At 70.5% G+C, this 21,805-nt stretch carries 18 protein-coding genes and 1 pseudogene; 5 read left to right on the top strand and 14 right to left on the bottom strand.

The window, feature by feature from the left end; genetic code table 11:
• Positions 1–82 precede the first annotated feature (82 nt).
• From ABD927_RS01560 to ABD927_RS01540, 5 genes and pseudogenes are all read right to left on the bottom strand, one after another.
• Entirely contained in the window at positions 83–466 is a 384-nt protein-coding gene (locus ABD927_RS01560; RefSeq protein ID WP_345245611.1) for an ectoine synthase, read from the bottom strand.
• Positions 463–1,782 (bottom strand): diaminobutyrate--2-oxoglutarate transaminase, encoded by a 1,320-nt coding sequence (gene ectB, locus ABD927_RS01555; protein WP_345245609.1) that lies wholly within the window; start codon positions 1,780–1,782, stop codon positions 463–465. The genes ABD927_RS01560 and ectB overlap by 4 nt, the downstream gene beginning before the upstream one ends.
• A 79-nt stretch (positions 1,783–1,861) precedes the next feature.
• Positions 1,862–2,356, bottom strand: a complete 495-nt coding sequence (gene ectA, locus ABD927_RS01550) for a diaminobutyrate acetyltransferase (RefSeq protein ID WP_345245607.1) — start codon at positions 2,354–2,356, stop codon at positions 1,862–1,864.
• A 139-nt stretch (positions 2,357–2,495) separates the two neighbouring features.
• Positions 2,496–3,044, bottom strand: a complete 549-nt coding sequence (locus ABD927_RS01545; protein WP_345245605.1) for a MarR family winged helix-turn-helix transcriptional regulator — start codon at positions 3,042–3,044, stop codon at positions 2,496–2,498.
• Between the two features lie 586 nt (positions 3,045–3,630).
• Positions 3,631–4,674: pseudogene (locus ABD927_RS01540) on the bottom strand (AI-2E family transporter); the annotation flags it as partial.
• 164 nt (positions 4,675–4,838) lie between these two features.
• Between ABD927_RS01540 and ABD927_RS01535 the strand changes: the two are divergent.
• Complete coding sequence (locus ABD927_RS01535) at positions 4,839–5,567, top strand: transporter substrate-binding domain-containing protein (protein WP_345245603.1); 729 nt, start codon at positions 4,839–4,841, stop codon at positions 5,565–5,567.
• 232 nt (positions 5,568–5,799) lie between these two features.
• A complete protein-coding gene (locus tag ABD927_RS01530; RefSeq protein ID WP_345245601.1) occupies positions 5,800–5,982 on the top strand; it encodes a lipoprotein in 183 nt (60 codons plus the stop codon).
• A 57-nt stretch (positions 5,983–6,039) separates the two neighbouring features.
• On the opposite strand, the gene ABD927_RS01525 is transcribed toward ABD927_RS01530, so the two are convergent.
• Positions 6,040–7,089, bottom strand: coding sequence for a GGDEF domain-containing protein (locus ABD927_RS01525; RefSeq protein ID WP_345245599.1), 1,050 nt, complete (start codon positions 7,087–7,089; stop codon positions 6,040–6,042).
• A gap of 230 nt (positions 7,090–7,319) precedes the next feature.
• Here ABD927_RS01525 and ABD927_RS01520 point away from each other — a divergent pair, with 230 nt between their 5' ends.
• Together ABD927_RS01520 and ABD927_RS01515 are read left to right on the top strand one after the other, a co-directional pair.
• A complete protein-coding gene (locus tag ABD927_RS01520; RefSeq protein WP_345245595.1) occupies positions 7,320–8,270 on the top strand; it encodes an SDR family oxidoreductase in 951 nt (316 codons plus the stop codon).
• Positions 8,271–8,325: 55 nt separating this feature from the next.
• On the top strand, positions 8,326–8,571 hold the full coding sequence (locus ABD927_RS01515) for a hypothetical protein (protein WP_345245593.1): 246 nt from the start codon (positions 8,326–8,328) through the stop codon (positions 8,569–8,571).
• 125 nt (positions 8,572–8,696) lie between these two features.
• Here ABD927_RS01515 and ABD927_RS01510 read toward each other — a convergent pair whose 3' ends face one another.
• The gene (locus ABD927_RS01510) at positions 8,697–9,302 is read right to left on the bottom strand and encodes a flavodoxin family protein (RefSeq protein ID WP_345245592.1); all 606 of its coding nucleotides are present in this window, start codon (positions 9,300–9,302) and stop codon (positions 8,697–8,699) included.
• Positions 9,303–9,455: 153 nt separating this feature from the next.
• Between ABD927_RS01510 and ABD927_RS01505 the strand changes: the two genes are divergently transcribed.
• Positions 9,456–9,809 carry a hypothetical protein gene (locus ABD927_RS01505; RefSeq protein WP_345245590.1) on the top strand — a complete coding sequence of 118 codons (354 nt, stop codon included), beginning with the start codon at positions 9,456–9,458 and terminating at the stop codon, positions 9,807–9,809.
• A gap of 1 nt (position 9,810) precedes the next feature.
• Here the strand turns inward: ABD927_RS01505 and acnA are convergent, their stop codons facing one another.
• The 7 genes from acnA to ABD927_RS01470 all read right to left on the bottom strand — a co-directional run bounded on the left by acnA (position 9,811) and on the right by ABD927_RS01470 (position 21,684).
• The gene (gene acnA / locus ABD927_RS01500) at positions 9,811–12,480 is read right to left on the bottom strand and encodes an aconitate hydratase AcnA (protein WP_345245589.1); all 2,670 of its coding nucleotides are present in this window, start codon (positions 12,478–12,480) and stop codon (positions 9,811–9,813) included.
• Between the two features lie 105 nt (positions 12,481–12,585).
• Complete coding sequence (locus tag ABD927_RS01495) at positions 12,586–13,731, bottom strand: zinc-binding metallopeptidase family protein (RefSeq protein WP_345245587.1); 1,146 nt, start codon at positions 13,729–13,731, stop codon at positions 12,586–12,588.
• 149 nt (positions 13,732–13,880) lie between these two features.
• Positions 13,881–14,813 (bottom strand): transglutaminase family protein, encoded by a 933-nt coding sequence (locus ABD927_RS01490; protein WP_345245585.1) that lies wholly within the window; start codon positions 14,811–14,813, stop codon positions 13,881–13,883.
• Positions 14,813–17,389, bottom strand: a complete 2,577-nt coding sequence (locus ABD927_RS01485; RefSeq protein WP_345245584.1) for a circularly permuted type 2 ATP-grasp protein — start codon at positions 17,387–17,389, stop codon at positions 14,813–14,815. Before ABD927_RS01485 ends, ABD927_RS01490 begins: the two co-directional genes overlap by 1 nt.
• A 25-nt stretch (positions 17,390–17,414) precedes the next feature.
• The gene (locus tag ABD927_RS01480) at positions 17,415–20,780 is read right to left on the bottom strand and encodes a transglutaminase family protein (protein WP_345245582.1); all 3,366 of its coding nucleotides are present in this window, start codon (positions 20,778–20,780) and stop codon (positions 17,415–17,417) included.
• 254 nt (positions 20,781–21,034) lie between these two features.
• Positions 21,035–21,310 (bottom strand): hypothetical protein, encoded by a 276-nt coding sequence (locus ABD927_RS01475; protein WP_345245580.1) that lies wholly within the window; start codon positions 21,308–21,310, stop codon positions 21,035–21,037.
• Positions 21,307–21,684 carry a hypothetical protein gene (locus ABD927_RS01470; RefSeq protein WP_345245578.1) on the bottom strand — a complete coding sequence of 126 codons (378 nt, stop codon included), beginning with the start codon at positions 21,682–21,684 and terminating at the stop codon, positions 21,307–21,309. The genes ABD927_RS01475 and ABD927_RS01470 overlap by 4 nt, the downstream gene beginning before the upstream one ends.
• Positions 21,685–21,805: the final 121 nt, after the last annotated feature.

The raw sequence follows: 21,805 nt of genomic DNA, 5'->3' as shown, positions 1-21,805 counted from the left end.
CCATCCAGGGCACCGCGGATCCGGCTTTGCCGGTCCGCCGGCGCCGCCCCTTGAGGGGCGCGCGAAGCGCGTAGGGGTGGGCTCATTCAGCGGGATAGACGCCGTCGGCGTCGTGCACCTCGCGGCCGCTGAGCGGCGGATTGAACACGCAGATCACCCGCAGCGGCTCCTTGCCGCCCCGCAGGTAATGCTCGTCGTGGTCGTTCAGCGCGTAGACGACGCCGGGCCGCAGCGGATAGACCTTGCCGTCGGCCACGGTCTGGATCTCGCCGTCGCCTTCGATGCAGAACACGGCTTCGACGTGGTTCTTGTACCAGATGTGGGTTTCGGTGCCGGGGAAGATGATGGTCTCGTGCAGCGAGAACCCCATTCCGTCTTTCTTCAGCAGCACGCGGCGGCTGGTCCAGGTTTCCGTGGTGACTTCGTCGGCGGTGCCGAGCGTATCCTTGATGTCGCGGACGATCATCGGTTCTTTCCTCCGAATTTGATGACGCGGGCGCCGGCCTGCTGGCGGTCGGCCGGTTCGTCGGCCACCGCCTGCGCCACGCTGCGGTCCAGGATGTCGAGCGCTTCGCGCAGCACGTCTTCCTCGATGGTCAGTGCCGGCAGCAGCTTGAGCACTTCGTCGTGCGCGCCCGAGGTTTCGATCACCACGCCGTTGGCGAAGGCGTGGGCGGCGATACGGTTGGACAGCCCCTGGCGGGCCGAGACCAGGCCCTGGATCAGGCCCCGGCCGCGCACCGACAGCTCGGCCTCGGGATGGTTCTGCACCATGTTCTCGAGCCAGTCGCGCACCAGCGTTTCCTTGTCCTGGATCGAGCGGGTGAAGCTGTCGTCGCTCCAGTAGCTGCGCAGCGCCTGGGCGGCGGTGACGAAGGCCAGGTTGTTGCCGCGGAAGGTGCCGCTGTGCTCGCCGGGCTTCCAGGCGTCGATGTCGGGCCGGATCAGCACCATCGCCATCGGCAGGCCGAAGCCGCTGAGCGATTTGGACAGCGTGACGATGTCGGGCTGGATGCCGGCCGCCTCGAAGCTGAAGAAAGTGCCGGTGCGGCCGCAGCCGACCTGGATGTCGTCGACGATCATCAGCATGTCGAAGCGGCGGCACAGGCGCTGCAGCTCCTGCAGCCAGCGCAGGGTGGCGACGTTGACGCCGCCCTCGCCCTGCACCGTTTCGACGATCACCGCGGCGGGGCGGTCCAGGCCGCTGCTGGGATCTTCCAGCATGCGCTCGAAGTAGGCCATGGTGTCGACGTCGGGGCCGAAATAGCCGTCGTACGGGATGAAGGTGGTATTGCCCAGGCTCACGCCGGCCGCGTCGCGGAACTTGCGGTTGGCGGTGGCCGACAGCGAACCGGCGCTGACGCCGTGGAAGCCGTGCGTGAACGACACCACGTTGGGCCGCCCCTTGACCTTGCGCGCCAGCTTGAGCGCCGCCTCGACCGCGTTGGTGCCGGTCGGGCCGGTGAACTGCAGCACGTACTTCATGCCGCGCGGCTTGAGGATGACCGCCTCGAAAGCCTCCATGAATTCTTTCTTGGCCGAGGTGGCCATGTCCAGGCCGTGGATCACGCCGTCGGACTGCAGGTAATCCATCACGCGCTGCTTGAGCACGGGATTGTTGTGCCCGTAGTTCAGCGTGCCGGCGCCGCTGAACAGGTCGATGTAGCGGCGGCCTTCCTCGTCGAACAGCAGCGAGCCGGTGGCCCGGCGGAACACGACCGGAAACGAGCGGATATACCCGCGCACCTCGGATTCGAGGCGTTCGAAAATCTTCAGGTCCATTTTCCCTCCTGTGTCTGTTTCTGGAAAAACAATGGGGCCGGCCCGGCCCTGCCGGACCGGCCGGGAGAAACCGCGGCGGCTAGAACGCGCCGATCCGCAGCAGGGTTTCTTCTTCGTGGGCGCCGTCGCCGAACAGCGCGGCATCGAACAGGGTTTCTTCTTCGCAGCCGGCGCCGAGTTCCTGCGCCAGCGCCGCGAACATGCGGCGCGACGGCCGGTTCGAGGGCGATACGGTGGTTTCGATCCGGCGCACGCCGGCCGCCCGCGGCCGCGCCAGCAGGTGGCGGATCATGGCCTGGGCCAGGCCGCGGCCGCGGCAGTCGGCAGCCACGGCCACCTGCCATACGAACAGCGTCTGCGGCCGCGGCGGCGGCAGATAGGCCGATACGAAACCGGCCAATGTGCCCTCGTCGCGCCGCGCCACCACGCAGGTATCGGCGAAGTCGCGGCACAGCAGCAGGTAGGCGTAGGTGGAGTTGACGTCGAGCGGCGGCGACTCGCGCACCAGCCGCTGGATGGCCGCGCCGTCTTCGGGCCGCGGCGACTCGAAACGGAAGCCGGCCGGCGCCGCCACGGCTGCGGACGGATGCAGGAACTCCGGCCCTGGCTGCCGCGCTGCGGCATGGGCTTGATGATGACGATGCGAGGTATCCAGGCTTCGTCCTCCTATCGGTGTGCGCCGGCCATGCGGCCGGCGCCGGTTTGCGGCCGGATCAGACGGCCAGACCGGACTCAGGAGAAGATTCGGACGCGTTGATGTCCAGAATCGGCGAAGGGTCGGCCTGACGGGCTTCCATCAGGTCGACGATGCGTTCGAGCGAAAGCGTGATGGTGGCCTGCTCGAGTTCCGGCAGCGCGTTGAGCGCGTCGGCCAGGGTTTTCTGCAGCGGCGACGGCGCGGCGGCGGCCAGTTCGCGGCCGGCCTCGGTGGCCGACACCAGCACGGTGCGGCGGTCGTCGCGGCTGCGTTCGCGCCGGGCCAGCCCCTTTTCTTCCAGCCGGTCGAGGATGCCGACCACGGTGCTTGGGCTGACCGAGATCTCGCGGCTGATGGCGGTGGCGGTAAGCGGGCCTTTTTCGATCACGGCCAGCAGGCAGACGAGCTGGGGCGCCGTGATGTGGCTATAGGCCGCCAGCTGGCGCGAGTGCAGTGCGACATTGCGCGTAATCCGGCGCAGGGCCCGCAGGATGCGCAGGTCGTACCGGAGCTGTGGCGCCGGTTCGGCCGTGGCGGGCTTGAAGTCGTCGGGGGCTGTTTCCATCCGGAAAATCGCTATAGAAATCATTTGAACTCGAATGATTCTAGCGCAAAACGATGCATGAGTCAAAACGGAATTTCCGTCATCTTCATGTAATTCGCTTCGGGAAAGCCCTAACTTACGCGATCCTGACGATATCCCGCCAATTGTTCGCGCAACGCCGCCTAAATTGCCGCGACGCGCCGGCAGCTCAGTCGCCCGGACCGGCGATGTCGATCACCCTGTCCGATGCGAAGGGAATGTCGCGCCGGGTGGTACGCGACGCGCGGTCGGGCGTGTCGCCGGAGGTATTGCGATCGTTCTGGCGTTCGGCAGGATCCGCGGGCGGCAGTTCGTCGCGCCGCGTCGCGCGCGGGGCGCGTTCCGGCACGTCGGCCGACGTATTGCGGTCGTTCTGCGCCTGCGCTTCGGCGGCCGCCGGGGAAGCCCCTGCCGCCACGGGAGCGTGCGCCGGCGCGGGACGGGCCGGCAGCTCGCGGGCCGGTTCCGGCCGGGACGGCAAGCGGCGGGACGGCGCGCCCGCCGACAGGCGGGCGGCCGGCGATTCGTCCGGCGCCCCGCCGCCGGCGGCCTCCAGGCGGTCGCGCGCGTCGTTGTCCACCGTGAACAGGTCCCACGCCGCCATGAACAGCGCGGCCACCAGCGGGCCGATCACGAAGCCGTTGATGCCGAACAGCGCCATGCCGCCCAGCGTGGAAATCAGCACCACGTAATCGGGCATGCGGGTGTCCTTGCCCACCAGGATGGGCCGCAGCACGTTGTCGACCAGGCCGATCACCAGGAAGCCGTAGGCGATCAGCACCAGGCCCTTGACCACCATGCCGGTGAGCAGGAAATAGACGGCCACCGGCCCCCAGATCAGACCGGCGCCGATCGCCGGCAGCAGCGACAGGAAGGCCATCAGCACGGCCCATAGCAAGGCCCCGTGGATGCCGAGGATCCAGAAGATCAGCCCGCCCAGCATGCCCTGGGTGAAGGCCACCGCGATGTTGCCCTTGACGGTGGCGCGCACCACCGCGATGAATTTGCGGAACAGGTGGCGCTTGTGCTCGGCGTCGAGCGGGATGGCCTGGCTGATGCGCGCCGACAGCAGCGCGCCGTCGCGCAGCAGGAAGAACAGCAGGTACAGCATGATGCCGAAGCTGATCACGAACTGAAATGTGTTCTGGCCGATGTTGAGCGCCTGCGCGGCCACGAACTGCCCGGTGCGGGCGGCGCTGGACACCAGCTTTGCCTGCAGGCCGCCCATGTCGTCCAGGCCGAAGCGGCCCAGCGCCTCCTGCACCGAGACCGGCAGCGCGTGCAGCGCGCGATCGAAATAGCCGGCCAGGTCCACCTGGCCCGCGCGCAGCTGTTCGTAGGCCGACGTGCCCTGCTGCACGATGGCGCCGGCGATGAAAGCCACCGGCAGGATCACGATCAGCAGGCATACCAGCAGCGTGGCCAGCGCGGCCAGGTTGCGGCGCTGGCCGGTGCGCGCCAGCAGCCGGCGGTGCAGCGGCGTGAACAGGATGGCCAGGATGGCGCCCCAGAACACCGCGCCATAGAACGGCCACAAGATCCAGCCGAAGGCGATGGTGACCGCGATCAGCAGGAACAAGAAAGTACGGTAGTGCAGGCTGGTATTGCTCATCCGGATCCCCTGGGGCGCCCCGCGTCGACGCGCATGGACATTGCGCGAGCATACCCGAGCCGCCTGGCGCCGCGTGCGCGCCGGCGGCGCCGGATGTGCCTATACTCTGCACACGGCTTCGAATACGGCAGTCCGATCAACCGACAATGGCCCAGGAGACCACCTTGAACGACATCAGCCAGCAAGCACTGCGCGAACTCACCCCCACCGGCAAGCTGCGTGCCGCCATCAACTACGGCAACGCCGTGCTGGCGCAGCGCGATCCGCAGACCGGCGAACTCAGCGGCGTGACCATCGACTTCGCGCACGAGATCGGCCGCCGCCTGGGCGTGGAGGTCGAACTGGTGCCGTTCTCGGGCGCCAAGGGCGTGACCGACTCGGCCGGCGGCAACGTCTGGGACGTCGCCTTCCTGGCGATCGATCCGGTGCGCGGCGCCGGCATCGATTTCACCGAGCCCTATGTCGTCATCGAAGGCACCTATCTGGTGCGGCAGGATTCGCCGCTGACGGCGGTCGAGCAGTTCGACCGTCCCGAGGTGCGTATCGCGCTGGCCGCCGGCAGCGCCTACGACCTGTATCTGTCGCGCGCGCTGAAGCAGGCCCAGCTGGTGCGGTCGGCCACGCTGCAGACCGCGCTGGCCCAGTTCGAGGCCGAAGGGCTCGACGCCGTGGCGGGCGTGCGGCAGCCGCTGGCCGCGCATGCCGCGTCGCAGCCCGGCCTGCGCGTCATCGACGGCCGTTTCACCGAGATCCGGCAGGCCTTCGGCGTGCCCAAGGGGCATGCCGCCGCGCATGCCTACGTGGCCGCCCTGCTGGAAAGCTTCAAGGCCTCGCCCTACATCGCCGAAACCCTGCGGCGCCACGGGCAGGAAGCCACTTTGGTGAGGGGATAGCCCCCTGCGCGCTTCGCGCGCCCCCCAGGGCGGCACTGGCGGACCGGCGGAGCCGGATCCGCTGTGCCCTGGCGCAGAGCGGCGCAGGGAAAAAAGGCAGTTGAAATCGATTGAAGGCGGCTGAAATCGATTGAAAGAGCTGCCTGCCGCCGGCCCGCGACAGATTGGCCGACTCCGAGTGTCCAAGCAGTACGCTGTGCCCGAAGCACGCGATCGATCTCGGAGGATCCAGATGAAACGCTTTCTTCTCCCGCTCTGCGCGGCCGCCGCGCTGTCCGGCTGTGTGGTGGCCCCGGTGGGCCCCGGCCCGGTGGTCTACCGGCCCGCGGTCGTCGCGCCGGCGCGCGTGTACGTTCCGCCGGTGGTGGTACGGCCGGGATACGGATACCATTGCGGCCGCCGCGGCTGCTGGTAGGTGCCGCGCCCGGCGGCCGCGCAGGCCGCCGGCGGGCGGGGCGACCGGGCTCGCCGCTCAGGCCGTCTCCACCCGGTTGCGGCCGTTGACCTTGGCCAGGTAGAGCGCCTTGTCGGCCAGCCGCAGCGAATCTTCCACCGGCACATCGCCGCGCCACAGCGCCACGCCGGCGCTCAGCGTGACCGAGCCCGCCACCGGATGTTCGTACTGTTCCACGAAGGTCCGTATGCGTTCGGCGAGCTGCACCGTGGCGGCCAGGTCCAGGTCGCAGGCCACCACCAGCAGCTCCTCGCCGCCCCAGCGCCCGAGCACATCGGCATCGCGCAGCCGCGAGCCGATCAGGCGCGCCACGGACACCAGCAGTTCGTCGCCGACGAAATGGCCAAAACGGTCGTTGACCGTCTTGAAATTGTCGATGTCGAGCAGGATGAGACCGACCGGCCGGTCGCCGGTGCCGCACAACCGGTCCAGCACGCGCTCGATGCCGCGCCGGTTGGCGATTCCCATCAGGCCGTCGGTTAGCGCGGCATTCTCCATCGAATTGGCCAGTTCGGTCGTGCGTTCGATGTGATCGTGCAGCATGCCGACCAGCGACAGCGAGATCAGCATCATGAGGTGTACCACGTAGGCGTTGGCGAACAGCGCCCCGATGGTCATGTCCCAGTCGTCGGGACGGTCCAGCAGCGCATATACGCCGGGTATGACCGACAGCACGAACACCGTGGCCGACGCCGCCAGCGCCATCCGGCGCCGCAGCAGCACGAAGGCGGCCACATAGATGATGGCCATCCATTGCAGGGTGTTGGCGACCGGGTAGACGCGATTGCCCGACGGCGTCAGCACGAGGCAGAACAGCGCGACGACGAAATAGAACGCGATGCCGAGATAGGCGCAGAGCTCGATCACGCCCCGGTGGGCGGGCGCCACCAGGCACGCGACCAGGCCGCCGAGCAGGATGACGAACAGGAAGGGATAGCCGAAGCTGTCGAATTCCGAGATCAGCCCCGACCCGCTTTCGAACCGCCACAGCGCCACGACGCACGCCGCGCCGATGGCCAGCAGCGTGTTGACGATGAGGCTGCGCCGCGCGCTCAGGATTACGTTCATGGGGGGCTGGGGGTGAGGGCATCATTGTAACCGGCACTCACCATCACGAGTGCCATGCCGCGCATCCCGCCATGCCGTCGCGCGGGCTGCGCACATGAAAAACGGCCTGGACCGTTGTAGTCCTTACAGGCTGCGTGGCGAGGGCCGCCGGCGCGTGCTGCGGGCCGCCGCGCACGGCGCCGGGTATGCCGCTTGCAGGCTCGCGCGATCCCCTCCAAGGAGTGCATGTCATGGTCATGTCATCTGACCCGCGCGCGCCGCGCGGCCGCGATCCCCTGGCCGATGCCGCCAAGGAACCGGAAACCGGCAACGAGGATCCGGGCAGCGAGCTGACCGAGCCGCCGCCGCCCCAGCACCAGCCGCGGCAGCCCGGCCTTCAGTCCGAAATGGATCCCGAGCCGCGCGCGTCGCGGCCGTTCTACCGGCCGGCCGGCAAGCTCGAGCGCCGGGTGGCCATCGTTACCGGCGGCGACAGCGGCATCGGGCGCGCGGTGGCCGTCACCTTCGCCAAGGAAGGCGCCGACGTGCTGATCGCCTATTTGAATGAGCACGGCGACGCCGACGACACGCGCAAGCTGGTCGAGGCCGAGGGCCGCGAATGCCACCTGGTGGCCGGCGACCTGGGCGACGAAGCCCACTGCGCCGACGTGGTCAGGCTGGCGGTGGACCTGTTCGGCCGCATCGACATCCTGGTCAACAATGCCGCCGAACAGCATCCGCAAAAGGCGCTGGAGGCCATCGACGCGGCGCAGCTGGAGCGTACGTTCCGCAGCAATTTCTTCGGCATGTTCAATCTCACCCGCCTGGCGCTGCCGCACATCGGCGAGGGCGGCTGCGTGATCAATACCACCTCGGTCACCGCCTACCGGGGCAGCCCGCACCTGATCGATTATTCGGCCACCAAGGGCGCGATCGTGGCCTTCACCCGCTCGCTGTCTTCGGCCGTGGTCGGGCGCGGCATACGCGTGAACGCGGTCGCGCCGGGACCGATCTGGACGCCGCTGATCCCGTCCACCTTCAGCGCCGACGAAGTGGCCGAATTCGGCGCCAAGGTGCCGATGGGGCGGCCCGGCCAGCCCGAGGAAGTGGCGCCGTGCTACGTGTTCCTGGCTTCGGACGATGCCAGCTACATGACGGGCCAGGTGCTGCACCCCAACGGCGGCGAGGTGGTCAACGGCTAGGCTGCCGGGCATGCTATTTGCGCCAGACGGGTTTTTATTGCTGGTGGAGAATCACATGCCCGGCCCCCGTCCCTCCGTACCTGGCCTGCCGGCCGATACCATGGCCGTCGCGGGCGCCCGCGTGCGCCTCGACCCCGACGCCGACGCGCTGCTGCTGCAGTTCGAGATCAATGACCGCCGTCCCGAAGGCGACGCCACCGCGCTCACCTCGTGGTTCGCGATCCCGCGCGGCCTGCTGCCGGACGTGCTGCAGTTGATCAGCCAGAGCGCCGACGCGACGCGCCCGGCACCGGGCCATTAGAATGAGGCCCACCCCTACGCGCTTCGCGCGCCCCTCGAGGGGCGATGCGGGCGGACCGGCGGAGCAGGATCCGCCGCATCCTGGAGGGGGCGGCGCGAGTTCATGAGGGCGGCCAGGCCGCTCGCTCACTGACCGGGGTATTGGGCGTTCCGCAGCAGGCCGGCCAGGTGCGCGCAGTTGCGCGCCAGCGTGTCGATGGACTTCGCCACCGCCTCGGGGGTGCGCGGCAAATCCTTGTAGTCTTTCTTCTGCATGGCTTCGCCCACCCAGTACGCGCCAACCGACGCCGGCAGCGTGAAGCCGACGTCGCCCAGGGCCTGGAACAGTTCGGCCGTGACGTGGTGGGCGCCGTCCTCGTTGCCCACCACCGCCACCGCCGCCACTCTTCCGTACGGCGCCAGCCTGCCTTCGGCGTCGGTTTCGCCCAGGAAGGCGTCCATGCGCTCGAGTACCCGCTGGCATACGCTCGAGGGATGCCCGAGCCAGATCGGCGTGCCCAGCACCAGTATGTCGGCGGCCAGGATCTTGCGGCGAATTTCCGGCCAGCCGTCGCCCGGCCCTTCGTCGGAGGTCACGCCGGGCCGGATGTCGTGGTCGACGGCGCGCAGCAATTCGCCCGGCGCGCCGCGGCGGGCCAGGGCATCCAGTATCTGGGACAGCATCAGTTCGCAGGACGACGGCTGCGGCGACGGCTTGAGGGTGCAATTGACGGCGAGCGTGGACAGGCTCATGCGCGGCTCCTTGCGCCGGATCGGCCGCCGGCCGGGATGGCGCGCGCGCGCCGCGGCGGACGCCCACCGGGCCAGCAAGCTTGGTGCCGGGCGCGGGCCGCGCGGGCGGCATGCGGCTTGCTGCCGATGGGATACGCATCGAAGGAGAACGCCATGCAAACCGACCAACCGCGAACCGGCACCGGCCGGCGCGACGAAACCGTGATCGAGCAGCGCCCGCGCGATCCCAACTGGCTGGGCGTCGGCGCCGAGTCCGGCGAGGGCCGGCCCGCCGGCGACAGCCGGCCCTCGGAGTCCGGCGACGAACGACCCGGCCGCACCGGCCGCGACCCGCAGTCGCGCGAGGCGCCGCCATCGCGCGACGCGCCGCGCACGCTGGGCAATCATCCCGGCGACCCGAACAGCATCGGCGCCGGCGTCGATTTCCCGCCCGGCGTGGACAGCCGTACCGCCGCCGACCCGGGCAACCAGACGCCCGGCGCCCCCAAGGTCACCAACCGCAGCTGAATCAGAGATTCTCCAGCGTGTAGGGAAGGATGCCGCCGCGCTTTGCGTACTCGACCTCGATCGGGGTGTCGAGCCGCAGCGTGAGCGGAATGCGGCGGGTGTCGGCGCCGTCGCGCTCGATCCGGAGCTCGAGCGGCTGACGGGGCTTGACCTCGCCTTCGAGCCCGACGATGGAGAAACGTTCGCTGCCGTCGAGGCCGAGCGTTTCGAGCCGCATGCCGGCCGGCAATTGGCAGGGCAGCACGCCCATGCCGGCCAAGTTGCTGCGGTGGATGCGCTCGAAGCTTTCGGCGACCACGGCGCGCACGCCCAGCAGGCGGGTGGCCTTGGCGGCCCAGTCGCGCGCGCTGCCGGTGCCGTATTCGGCCCCGCCCAGCACCACCAGCGGCGTGCCTTCGGCGCGATAGCGGACCGAGGCGTCGTAGATCGACATCCGTTGGCCGTCCGGCTGGTGCAGCGTCCACGGCCCCACGGCGCCGGGCGCCATGCGGTTGCGCAAGAGCACGTTGCCGAAGCCGCCGCGCACCATGATCTCGTGGTTCATCCGGCGCGAGCCGTAGCTGCCGAACGCGGCCGGCGCCACGCCGTGCTCGCGCAGGTAGCGGGCGGCGCTGGAATCGGGGGCGATGCTGCCGATCGGGCTGATGTGGTCGGTGGTGACCGAATCGCCCAGGATCGCCAGCGGCCGCGCGCCATGCAGGTCGCGCAGGCTGGAGCCCTGCAGGTCCGGATCGGTGAAGTACGGCGGCTCTTTCAGATGGGTGGAGCCCGCGTCCCACGGATAGAGCTCGCCGCCGATGCCCGGCAGCGCGTCCCACAGCGGATTGCCGCGGCCCAGTTCGTCGCGGTAGACGGCCTGGTACAGCGCCGGGTCGGAGGCCCGCGCCAGCGCCGCGTCCAGTTCGGCCGGCGCCGGCCAGAGCTCGCGCAGGTACACCGGCCGCCCTTGCGCGTCGGTGGCGAGCGGCTCGGCGGCGAAGTCGATGTCGACCGTGCCGGCCAGCGCATAGGCCACCACCAGGGGCGGGCTGGCCAGGTAGGCGGCGCGCGCCGAGGGGTGGATGCGCGCCTCGAAATTGCGGTTGCCCGACAGCACGGCGCAGCACACCGCGCCGCTGTCGGCCACGGCCCGCAGCACCTCGTCCGGCAGCGGGCCCGAATTGCCCACGCAGGTGGTACAGCCGTAGCCCACGACCGCGAACCCGACCGCGTCCAGGTCCTGTTGCAGGCCGTTGGCCTCCAGGTAGTGGCTGACCACGCGCGAGCCGGGCGCCAGCGAGGTCTTGACCCACGGCCGGGGCCTGAGCCTGCGGCGCGCCGCGGCCCGCGCCAGCAGGCCGGCGGCCAGCATGGCCGAAGGGTTGGAGGTGTTGGTGCAGGAAGTGATGGCGGCGATCAGCACGTCGCCGTCGCGCGCCTGGTAGGCGCCCGCCGCGCGCGGCGCGTCGCCGGGCGCCGGGCGGCCGTAGCCGCCGCGGTCGGCCGGCGCGGTCAGCACCTCGCGGAAACGCGGCTTGGACTGCGACAGCGGCACGCCGTCCTGCGGGCGGCGCGGACCGGCCACCAGCGGCTCGACGGTGGACAGGTCGACCTCAAGCCGGCGGCTGTAGTCGATCTCGCCGTCGGCCGGCATGCCGAAGCAGTGCTGCAATTGCAGGTAGCGGCGCCAGTCGTCGATTTCGCCGGCGGTGCGGCCGGTGGTGGCGAAGTAGTCGGCCGCGCGTTCGTCGAACGGGAAGAAGCCGATGGTGGCGCCGTATTCGGGCGCCATGTTCGACACGGTGGCGCGGTCGGGAATCGACAGCCGTGCCGCCCCTTCGCCGAAGAATTCCACGAACTGGCCGATCACGTCGGCCTGGCGCAGCAGCCGCGTCATGTGCAGCACGAGATCGGTGCTGGTGACGCCCTCGCGCAGCGCGCCGGTCAGGTGCACGCCCACCACTTCCGGCGTGGCGAAGCTGACCGGCTGGCCCAGCATCGCGGCCTCGGCCTCGATGCCCCCCACGCCCCAGCCCACGACCCCCAGGCCGGCGATCATGCAAGTGTGCGAATCGGTGCCCACCAGCGTGTCGGGGAAACAGACGCCGTCGGCCTCGAGCAGGCCGCGGGCCAGGAATTCGAGGTTGACCTGGTGCAGGATGCCGAAGCCGGGCGGCACCAGCCGGATGCCGTCGATGGCCTGCATCGCCCATTTGACGAAGCGGAAGCGCTCTTCGTTGCGGCTCATCTCCAGCTGCATATTGCGCAGCGGGGCGTCGGCACTGGCGTTGTAGTCGACCTCGATCGCGTGGTCGATCACCATGTCGACCGGCACGTGCGGCCGCACCAGCGACGGCGGCCGGCCGGCGCGCGCGGCGGCCTCGCGCAGCCCGGCCAGGTCGCCCAGCAGCGGGATGCCGGCCACGTCCTGCAGCACGATGCGGCCCACCACGAAAGGCACTTCGTGGCTGCGGTCGCCTTCCGGCCGCCACGAGGCCAGGCTGCGGACGTGGTATTCCTGGACCCGCTTGCCGTCGCAGTTGCGCAGCAGCGATTCGAGCACGATGCGCAGCGACACGGGCAGCCGGCGGATGCCGGGGTAGCCCTGCGCGGCGAGCGCGTCGAGAGAATAGAAAGACTTGCGGCCGCCCGCCGTTTCGAACGGCTGGCGGCAGGTTTCGCGCAGGGACATGATGCCGACCTCGGGAATGGACGGGCCGGCTGTCTCCTCCGGATCGTCCGATTGTATGACGGCGCAAGTAGACGGTAGCGGCCGGCGGGTGTCAAGCCGGCGCGCTCAGCCGCCGGCGGCCGAGGCCACCACCCGGTGCACGAATTGCAGCTTGCCGACCACCGCGGCCGGCAGCACGAAGGGATAGAAATCGCGCTGCCCCATGCTGCGCGACAGTTCGTTGAGCACGCCGGTCAGCTCCACCCAGACGTTGACCAGTTCCAGAAAGGCGTCGGCCTGCGGATCGTCGGGATCGTACAGCGCGGCGCGCGTGAACGGCTCGTAATCGCGCTGCACCGCCGCCGTGTCGAGCCCGAAGCTGAGCGCAGTGTCGACCGTGTCGACCATGTGCAGGTAGTGGGCCCAGGTCTCGGCCCAGTCCTCCCACGGGTGGCTGGCCGCGTAATTGCTGATGTGGGACAAGGCCCAGTCGGGCGGGCCGCCGCTTTCGTAGTGCCGCTTGAGCGCTTCGGCGTAATCGGCCCGTTCGTCGCCGAACACGGTGCGGAACGGCTCCAGCCACGCGGTGTGCGCCACCAGGCGGTCCCAGTAATAGTGGCCCAGTTCGTGGCGGAAGTGGCCCACCAGCGTGCGGTAGGGCTCGTGCAGGCTGTCGCGCAGGCGGGTGCGGTAGACGTCGTCGGCTTCCTGCACGTTGAGGGTGATCAGGCCATGGGCGTGGCCGGTGAGCGGCGCGGTGCCGTCGGCCGCCGGCGCCAGGAAATCGAAGGCCAGGCCGCCGTCGCCCTCCTGCGTCGTCGGCGCCAGCGGCAGGCCCAGGGTCAGCAGCTGCGCCACCACCCGCCGCTTGGCCGATTCGATGCGGCGCCACAGCTCGCCGTTGCCGGGCACCGACAGGTCGGGAATGGTGCGGTTCAGGCGGCACGAGACGCACAGCGTCTGGCCTTCGTTGGCCGGCAGCAGCCAGTTGCAGGCCGCCGGCAGCGCCAGGTTGGCGCAGCGCAGGTATACCGCCGAATCGGGCTGGTCGGCCAGCACCCAGGTGTCCGGCTCGGGGCCTTCGGCCAGGCTGCGGACCTCGCCCAGGCCGGGCTCGAAGCCGAGCTGGGCGCCGCAGTTCAGGCAGGCCGTGTTGTAGAAGAACACGGCCTGGCCGCAGCGGCAATGGAAAATCTTGCCGGGCGCGTTGCCGCGCTTGCGCTTCCTGGCCTGCGCCACGCGCGCGGCAAGCGATTCGAAAAAAGGGTTCATGACGGGCTCCCCCTTGCTGCGCCACGCCGGCGGCCCGCCTTGCGAAAGGCCGGACGTGCGCCTGCATGCTGCGCGGCGTCCTGGCGCCGAGCAAGTTGCGGTCCCGCCCCGCCGGCAGCCGCCGTGAGGCCCGCTCGGCCTGGCCGGCCTCAGCGCGGCGATCCGGCGTCCGGCTCTACCGTTACGGCCACCTGCAATTCGTGCCCGCCGCCGCCGCGGATCACGCCGCGCAGCGGAGTCACGTCGCCGTAGTCGCGCCCATGCGCCAGCGTGACGTGGGCGGCGCCGGGAATCAGGTCGTTGGTGGGATCGAGATCCAGCCAGCCGCCGCCCGCCTCCAGCCCCGGCACGTACACCGACAGCCAGGCGTGCGAGGCGTCGGCGCCCACCAGCCGCGGCTGGCCCGGCGGCGGCTCGGACAACAGGTAGCCGCTCACGTAGCGCGCCGCCAGCCCCAGCGCGCGCAGGCAGCCGATCGCCACGTGGGCGAAATCCTGGCACACGCCGTGGCGGGCCTCGAAGGCCTCGAGCAGCGGCGTCGACACCGCCGTGCTGTTCGACTCGTAGGTGAAATCGCGGTGGATGCGGTGCATCAGCTCGACCGCCGCGGCGACCAGCCCGCGGCCGGGCGTGAACGACTCCCGCGCGTAGGCGCGCAGCGGGGCGTGCAGCGGCACGTAGGGCGAGGCGAACACGAATTCGGACTCGGGCGCGTACGGCGCGCCCGACACATAGCGCCAGCGTCGCGCCGCCTCTTCCCACGGCGGGCCGCCGGCGCCGTCCAGGCCGGCGAAACGCGGGCTGACGCAGACCCGGCTGACGGCGCGCACGCGCAGGAAGTCGTGCGGCGCCAGCAGCTCGAACAGTGCGCGGGCATTGCCGTACACGTCGGACTCGTCGATGCAGGACGAGGGCCGCGGCTCGATCTGCAGCTCGAAGTCGCGCAGCGTCTGGTACGGCGTTTCCAGCGGCCGCAGATAGGCCACGTGGTGCGCGAGCTCCACCGGCGAGGCGTAGCGGTACGCCGTCTCGTGGGTGACCGACAGGCAGGCGGGCCGGCCGGTCGAAGGAAACGCCGCCATCACGCCGCCAGCGCCTGGTCGAAATCGGTCGCGTGGCTGAAATAGCGGCGGCTGATTTCGTTGGAGAGCAGGCCGGCCAGTTCGCACATGCGGCCGGCCAGGGCCAGCACGGCGTCGTAGCGGCCCTCGGCGCCGCGTTCGCACAGCGCGGCCAGCGAAGCGTCGAGCCCCGAAGGCGGCAGCATCGCCAGCAATTCGGCCGGCCCGCCCACCTCGGGCAGGCGCGCCAGCTCGCTGCGCAGCACGTCCAGCACGCAGGCCAGCGCGCGCGGGTTGGTGGCCTCGAACACCAGCAGGTTCAGCAGCACCGGGATCTCGTGCCGGCTCTGGTACGACGCCCGGTAGGTGATGCTGCTGTCGAACACGTCGAGCAGCAGGCCGAAGCCGGACTCCAGCAGCACGGCATTGTCGGCGAACAGGCAGTGCAGGCCGGAGGCCATCGCCCACAGCCGCTCGATCTGCCGGCCGACGGTCAGGAGCCGCCAGCCGTCGTCGCGCGTCATGCGGTCGGCCTGCGCGCCGGCGATGGCCGCCAGTTGCGTATTCAGCCGCTGCAGCGCGGCCTGCAGCCGCAGCACCGGTGCCTCGGCCTCGGCGCCCGGCTCGCGCGGCAGCACGCCGGCGAACTCCTCGCCGGCGGTCAGGATCAGCCGCCACAGATCGGGCGACAAGCGGTCGCGGATCTGGCCGGCGGCGCGGATCATGGCCTGCAGGTTGTAGCGGATGCCGGATTCGCCGTCGGCCCGCGCCAGCTCGGCCAGCAGCCGGCGCTCGAAGGCCGCCGTGGCCGTGGCGGGCGCCTCGGCCGGCGCCGCGAACAGGCCGTTGCGCTCGCACAGCGCCGCCACCGCGGCCAGGATCGGCGGGCCGTCGTCCTGCTCGTCGCTGAGCCGTTCCAATACCCGCCGCACCAGCCGCGTGTCGTTGTCGGCGCGCTCGGTGTAGCGGCCCATCCAGAACAGGTTCTCGGCCGTGCGGCTGGACACCGGGCGCCGCCGGCGGCGGGAGAGGTCTTCGGGCCGCATCTGTTCCGGCAGCATGGTGAACAGGTCCACCACGCCGGAGGTCGTGACCCAGGTGTCGAGGCTGCTGCCGCCGCGCTGCATCGACACCACCTGCTGGTCGCGCCCGCCGATGCGCGTCATGCCGCCCGGCAGCACGCTCCAGCCGCCGCGGCCGTCGGCGATGGCGAACACGCGCACCATGGCCGCGCGCGGCACGATGCGGCCGCCGGTCCAGGTGGGCACCTGCGACAGCGGCAGGTAGGCCTGCAGGGTGTGGGCGTCGGGATCGGCGGCGATGCGCGCGCGCGCCGCTTCCAGCTCGGCCGCGCTGGTGTAGGCGCCGATCACCGGCTCCAGCGACGATTGCCGGCGGCCGGCGGGATAGGTGGCCTTGATGACCAGGTTGGAAAGATAGGGCAGGATCTGCACCCGGGCGGCCTCTTCGCCGCACCACCAGGTGGCCAGCGACGGCAGCCGCAGCTCCTCGCCCAGCAGCCGGCGCGCCAGCGCCGGCAGGAAACCGTTGATGGCCGGCGACTCCAGGAAACTGGTGCCGAGCGCGTTGGCCACCAGCACGTTGCCGGCCCGTACCGCCTGCAGCAGCCCGGGCACGCCCAGCGTCGAATCGGCGCGCAGCTCCAGCGGGTCGCAGAAATCGTCGTCCAGCCGGCGCAGCACGCCGTGCACGCGCTCCAGGCCGTGCAGCGTCTTCAGGAAAAGCTGGCGGTCGCGCACGGTCAGGTCGCCGCCCTCCACCAGTGTCAGGCCCAGGTAGCGGGCCAGGAAGGTTTGCTCGAAGTACGTTTCGTTGTAGGGCCCCGGGGTGAGCAGCACGATGCGCGGCGATTCGGGCGCCGCGGCCGGGCTCAGGCGGTACAGCATGTCGAGCAGCCGGCGGTACGACGAGGCCAGGTGCAGCACGCGCAGGTCGCGGAAGGCCTCGGGGAACATGTGCGAGATCGTGAGCCGGTTCTCCAGCACGTAGCCCAGCCCGGACGGCGCCTGGGTGCGCTGCGACACCACCCACCAGCTGCCGTCGGGGGCGCGGGCCAGGTCGAACGCCACCAGGTGCAGGTAGATGCCGCCCGGCGGGCGGTAGCCCTGCAGCGGGCGCAGATAGCCCGGGTGGCCCTGCACCAGCGCCGGCGGCACCAGGCCCTCGGCCAGCAGCGACTGCGGGCCGTAGACGTCGGCGGCGATGCGGTTCAGCAGCGCGGCGCGCTGCGCCAGCCCGCTTTCGATCGCGCTCCATTCGGACTCGCCGACGATGAAGGGCAGCAGATCGAGCGACCATGGGCGCGCCGGGCCGTCGGCCTCGGCGTAGATGTTGTAGGTGACGCCGTTTTCGCGGATCTTGCGCGCCACCATGTCGGCGCGGTGGTCCAAGTCGGCCAGGCCGGCGCTGCCCAGCAGATCGAAGAAGCGCTGCCATGGCGCGCGCAGCGCGCCGGCGCCGGCCGGGTCGCGCTCGCGCAGTTCGTCGTAGTGCCCCTCGCGCGCGGGCAGGGCCAGGTGGGCGGCCATGCCGGCCGCGCCCAGCAGGGACTCGGAAGGAAAGAGGGAATCGGACATCGTGCGGCGAGCTTACCCGGAACGCTCAATCATGCCGCAGATCCAGGGTGAACGGGAATTCGCGGCCCGCGACCGCCGGACCGACGTCCATCCGGCCCGGCGTGTGGCCGATCTCGAAAAAGCGGGCGCGGCGGCGGCTTTCCGCCTCGTAGGCGTTGACCGGGAATACCTGCGGGTTGAGCCCGCCGGCATGCTCGACGTGGTACTGGCAGCCGCCGAGCGAGCGCCGCGACCACGTATCGTAGACGTCGAAGGTGAGCGGCACGTGGACGGGGATGGTCGGGTGCAGCGCCGACGGCGGCGACCAGGCCTTGTAGCGCACGCCGGCCACGAATTCGCCGGCGCGGCCGGTGGGCTGCATCGGCAGCGCGCGGCCGTTGGCCGTGATCACGTAGCGGCTGTCGTTCAGCCCGGTCGCCTTGATTTCGACGCGCTCGAGCGACGAATCCACGTAGCGCACGGTGCCGCCGATGGCGCCCTCCTCGCCCAGCACGTGCCACGGTTCGAGCGCGCCGCGCACCGCCAGTTCCACGCCGCGCGCGGCGATCTTGCCGAACAGCGGGAAGCGGAACTCGAAGTGCGGCGCGAACCACTGCGGGTCGAAAGCGAAGCCGGCCTCGTTCAGGTCGCGGATCACGTCTTCGAAATCCATCTGCACGAAGGTGGGCAGCATGAAGCGGTCGTGCAGCTCGGTGCCCCAGCGGGTGAGCCGGGCGGTGTACGGCGTCTTCCAGAAATGCGCCACCAGCGCCCGCATCAGCAGCTGCTGCGCCAGGCTCATGCGCGCGTGCGGCGGCATCTCGAAGGCGCGCAGTTCGAGCAGGCCCAGGCGGCCGGCGGGGCCGTCGGGCGAATACAGCTTGTCGATGCAGAACTCGGCGCGATGGGTATTGCCGGTCACGTCGATCAGGACGTTGCGCAGCGCGCGGTCCACCATCCACGGCGGCGGCGGCTGGCCGGCGTCGAGCCGGGCGCGGATCTCGGCCAGCGCGATCTCCAGCTCGTAAATCTGGTCGTTGCGCGCCTCGTCCACCCGCGGCGCCTGGCTGGTGGGACCGATGAACAGGCCCGAGAACAGATAGGACAGCGAGGGATGGTTGATCCAGTAGGCAACCAGGCTGCCGAGCAGGTCGGGCCGGCGCAGGAAGGGGCTGTCGGCCGGCGTGGCGCCGCCCAGCACGAAATGGTTGCCGCCGCCGGTGCCTGTGTGGCGGCCGTCGAGCATGAATTTCTCGGCCGACAGCCGGGTTTCGAACGCGGCCTGGTACAGGAACTCGGTGTGGTCGACCAGTTCGCGCCAGTTGGCGGCGGGATGGATGTTGACCTCGATCACGCCGGGGTCGGGAGTGACCAGCAGTTGCGTCAGGCGCGGATCGCGCGGCGGCGGGTAGCCTTCCATCACGATGCGGATGCCGAGCGCGGCGGCGGTGTCCTCGATTGCGGCCACCAGTTCGAGGCAGTCTTCCAGCCGGCGCAGCGGCGGCATGAACACGTAGACCGTGCCGCCGCGCGCCTCCACGCACAGCGCGGTGCGCACCACCCACGACGCCGATTCGAAGCGGGCCGGCATGCCGTCGGCATCCGCCATGCCGGCGCCGCCGGGCTGGCCTTCCACGCCCCGCCCCGCCGCTTCTGCGCGGCCCGCGGGCGCGGCGCGGCGGCCGGCGATCTGCGCGCGCCACGGCACGGCGGCCGGCAGCGGCGCGCGCGGCTCGAACGGGTCGCTGTCCAGGAACCAGGCGCGGTCGGTCTCGGATACCCAGGCCAGCGAGTCGAGCGGCAGCCGGTAGCCCATCGGCGAATCGCCCGGCACCAGGTACATGCGCTCGTCGCGGAAGAACCAGGGGCCGGTGATCCAGCGCGGGCCGGGCCGCGACGCGTCTTCGTTGGGCTTGAGCGGCAGCGCGTAGCCCACCACCTCGTCCAGGTGCTGTTCGAACACGCGGCGCAGCCGGGCGCGCTCGAGCTCGTCGTCCAGCCGCGCGTCGAACGGATCGACGTTGACCGGCAGCCGGCGCTCCCGCCACAGATAGTAGTAGACGTCCTCGTAGCCGGGCAGCACGTAGCGGCGGTCTACGGCCAGGCGCTCGGCCAGTGCGTCGATGAAGCGGCGCGCGTCTTCCCCGGTGTGGCCGGCCGGGTGGCGCTCGTCGGCGAACAGCGAAGGGTCCTGCCAGCACGGTTCGCCGTCGGCGCGCCAGTAGATGCCCAGCGCCCAGCGCGGCAGTTGTTCGCCGGGGTACCACTTGCCCTGCCCGAAATGCAGGAAACCGTTGGCGCCGTAGCGCTCGCGCAGCCGGTGGACCAGATCGGTGGCCAGCAGGCGCTTGGTGGGGCCGAGCGCGGCGGTGTTCCACTCGTCGCCGTCGCGGTCGTCGGCCGACACGAAGGTGGGTTCGCCGCCCATCGTCAGCCGCACGTCCATGTCTTGCAGCCGGGCGTCGATCGCGTCGCCCAGCGCCAGCACCGACTGCCACTGTTGTTCCGTATAGGGCTTGGTCACGCGCGGCGTCTCGGCCACGCGCGCCACTTCCATTTCGTGGCTGAATTCCACCTCGGCCTTGTCCACCGAGCCGGCCACGGGCGCCGCGCTGCCGGGCTCCGGCGTAGCCGCCAGCGGAATATGGCCTTCGCCGGCGAACAGGCCCGAGGTCGGGTCCAGCCCGACCCAGCCGGCGCCGGGCAGGTAGACTTCGCACCAGGCGTGCAGGTCGGTGAAGTCGGCCGCCGCGCCGGCCGGGCCGTCGAGCGGCCTGACGTCGGGGGCGAGCTGGATCAGATAGCCCGATACGAAGCGCGCCGCCAGGCCCAGGTGGCGCAGCAGCTGCACCAGCAGCCAGCCCGAGTCGCGGCACGAGCCGGCGCCGCGCTGCAGCGTTTGTTCCGGCGTCTGCACGCCGGGCTCCATCCGGATCAGGTAGGCGACGGCGCGCTGCACCTGGCGGTTGAGCGCGACCAGGAAATCGGTGCTGCGCTGCCTGGAAACGTCCACCTGCGCCAGGAAATCCTTCAGCAACGGGCTGAGCGGCCCTTTGGCCAGGTAGGGCGCCAGTTCATGCCCCAGCTTCTCGTCATAGGCGAAGGGGAAGGTTTCGGCGCTCGGCTCCAGGAAGAAGTCGAAGGGGTTGTAGACCGACATGTCGGCCACCAGGTCGACGGTGACGACGAATTCGGCGGTCTTCTCGGGGAAAGTGAGCCGGGCCAGGTAGTTGGCGAACGGGTCCTGCTGCCAGTTGACGAAGTGGCGGCCGGGCTCGACCGTCATGGAATAGGCGAGGATGGGAGTACGGCAATGCGGCGCCGGGCGCAGCCTGACCACCTGGGGCGCCAGCGTGACGAGACGATCGTAGCGGTACCGGGTGACATGCTTCAGGGCAACGTTGATGGCCACAAGCGGCTCCGTTCGCCGGCGCGCCGGCGCTTGAAGGGTCTGTTCGGGAGTCCCCGTCAAGCAGAAAGCATGCCAATCCGGCCCCCTTTGCGCGGCGGTTCCGGATGGAGTCTTACGAATATTGGTTACGGTTCGACCCATTCGGGTGCGCGCGCCCCGATCGGATCGTGCGGCGGGACGGGGATTCCGGCTCCGGATGCCCAATTCAGGGGAGCCGCGCCCGCCGCCTGGCACCAGAATGGCCCGCGGCGGGCCTAGTCTTCGCGCGTGCGGTGCCTGCCGGCGTCGCGCTTTTCCAGGATCAGGGGCGTGTCGTCCTGCGGGGTGAAGACGCCCGGCTTGTCCTGGCGGGGATCGGGCACGGGCGAACCGTTGTATTCGCCGGAATGGGGCGTCTCGGCCCGCCGGCTGGGGGGCATGTCGCGCGCGCCTTCGCTTTCCGGCAGCGTGGCGAGCTGGTCCTTGTGCTGCTCGGACTCCGGGCGGGTGTAGGCGTGATCTTCGTTCGGCTGCTTGCCTGGCTGTGTCATGGTCGGCTACTCCGTTCAGAAGCGGCGGCGCGCGCCGTGGGCACGGGCTCGCCGCGGGCATCCGAGGCAGCAACCGCCGTTCCCGCGGGCGTGGCGCCGCGCCCCAGCACGCCGGGGGTGCGCAGCACGCCGTCGCGCAGCGCCTGGATCACCCGCTCCAGCGCAAGCCGGAATGCCGCGTCGTCGGAGTTGGCGTCGAACGGAGGAATGGTCAGGCTGTTGCCGACGTAGGCGCTGTCCTCCACCTTGCCTTCGTAGACCTGCGCCCGGCCATCGTAGCGGCCGGTGTCGGGCTGCTGCGCCAGATTGATCCACACGCCGTAGCGCCAGCCGTCCTCGGCCGTATAGTCGAACACCCTCGCCATTCCGCTCATGCCTGCCTCCCAGAGATTGCGCCGCCCTCGGCCAAGAGGGGCCCATGGTAGGGAAGCGCCGGCGCGCGCGCGGGCGCAGTTGTAAGCGGGCGGTGCAAAGGCCGCCCGGGGCGGCCGGCCC

This window comes from Pigmentiphaga soli (assembly GCF_039541095.1).
GTDB classification, from domain to species: Bacteria; Pseudomonadota; Gammaproteobacteria; order Burkholderiales; family Burkholderiaceae_B; genus Pigmentiphaga; species Pigmentiphaga soli.
Note: the sequence above shows the minus strand (reverse complement) of the source record. Positions and strands in the feature narration are given on the sequence as shown.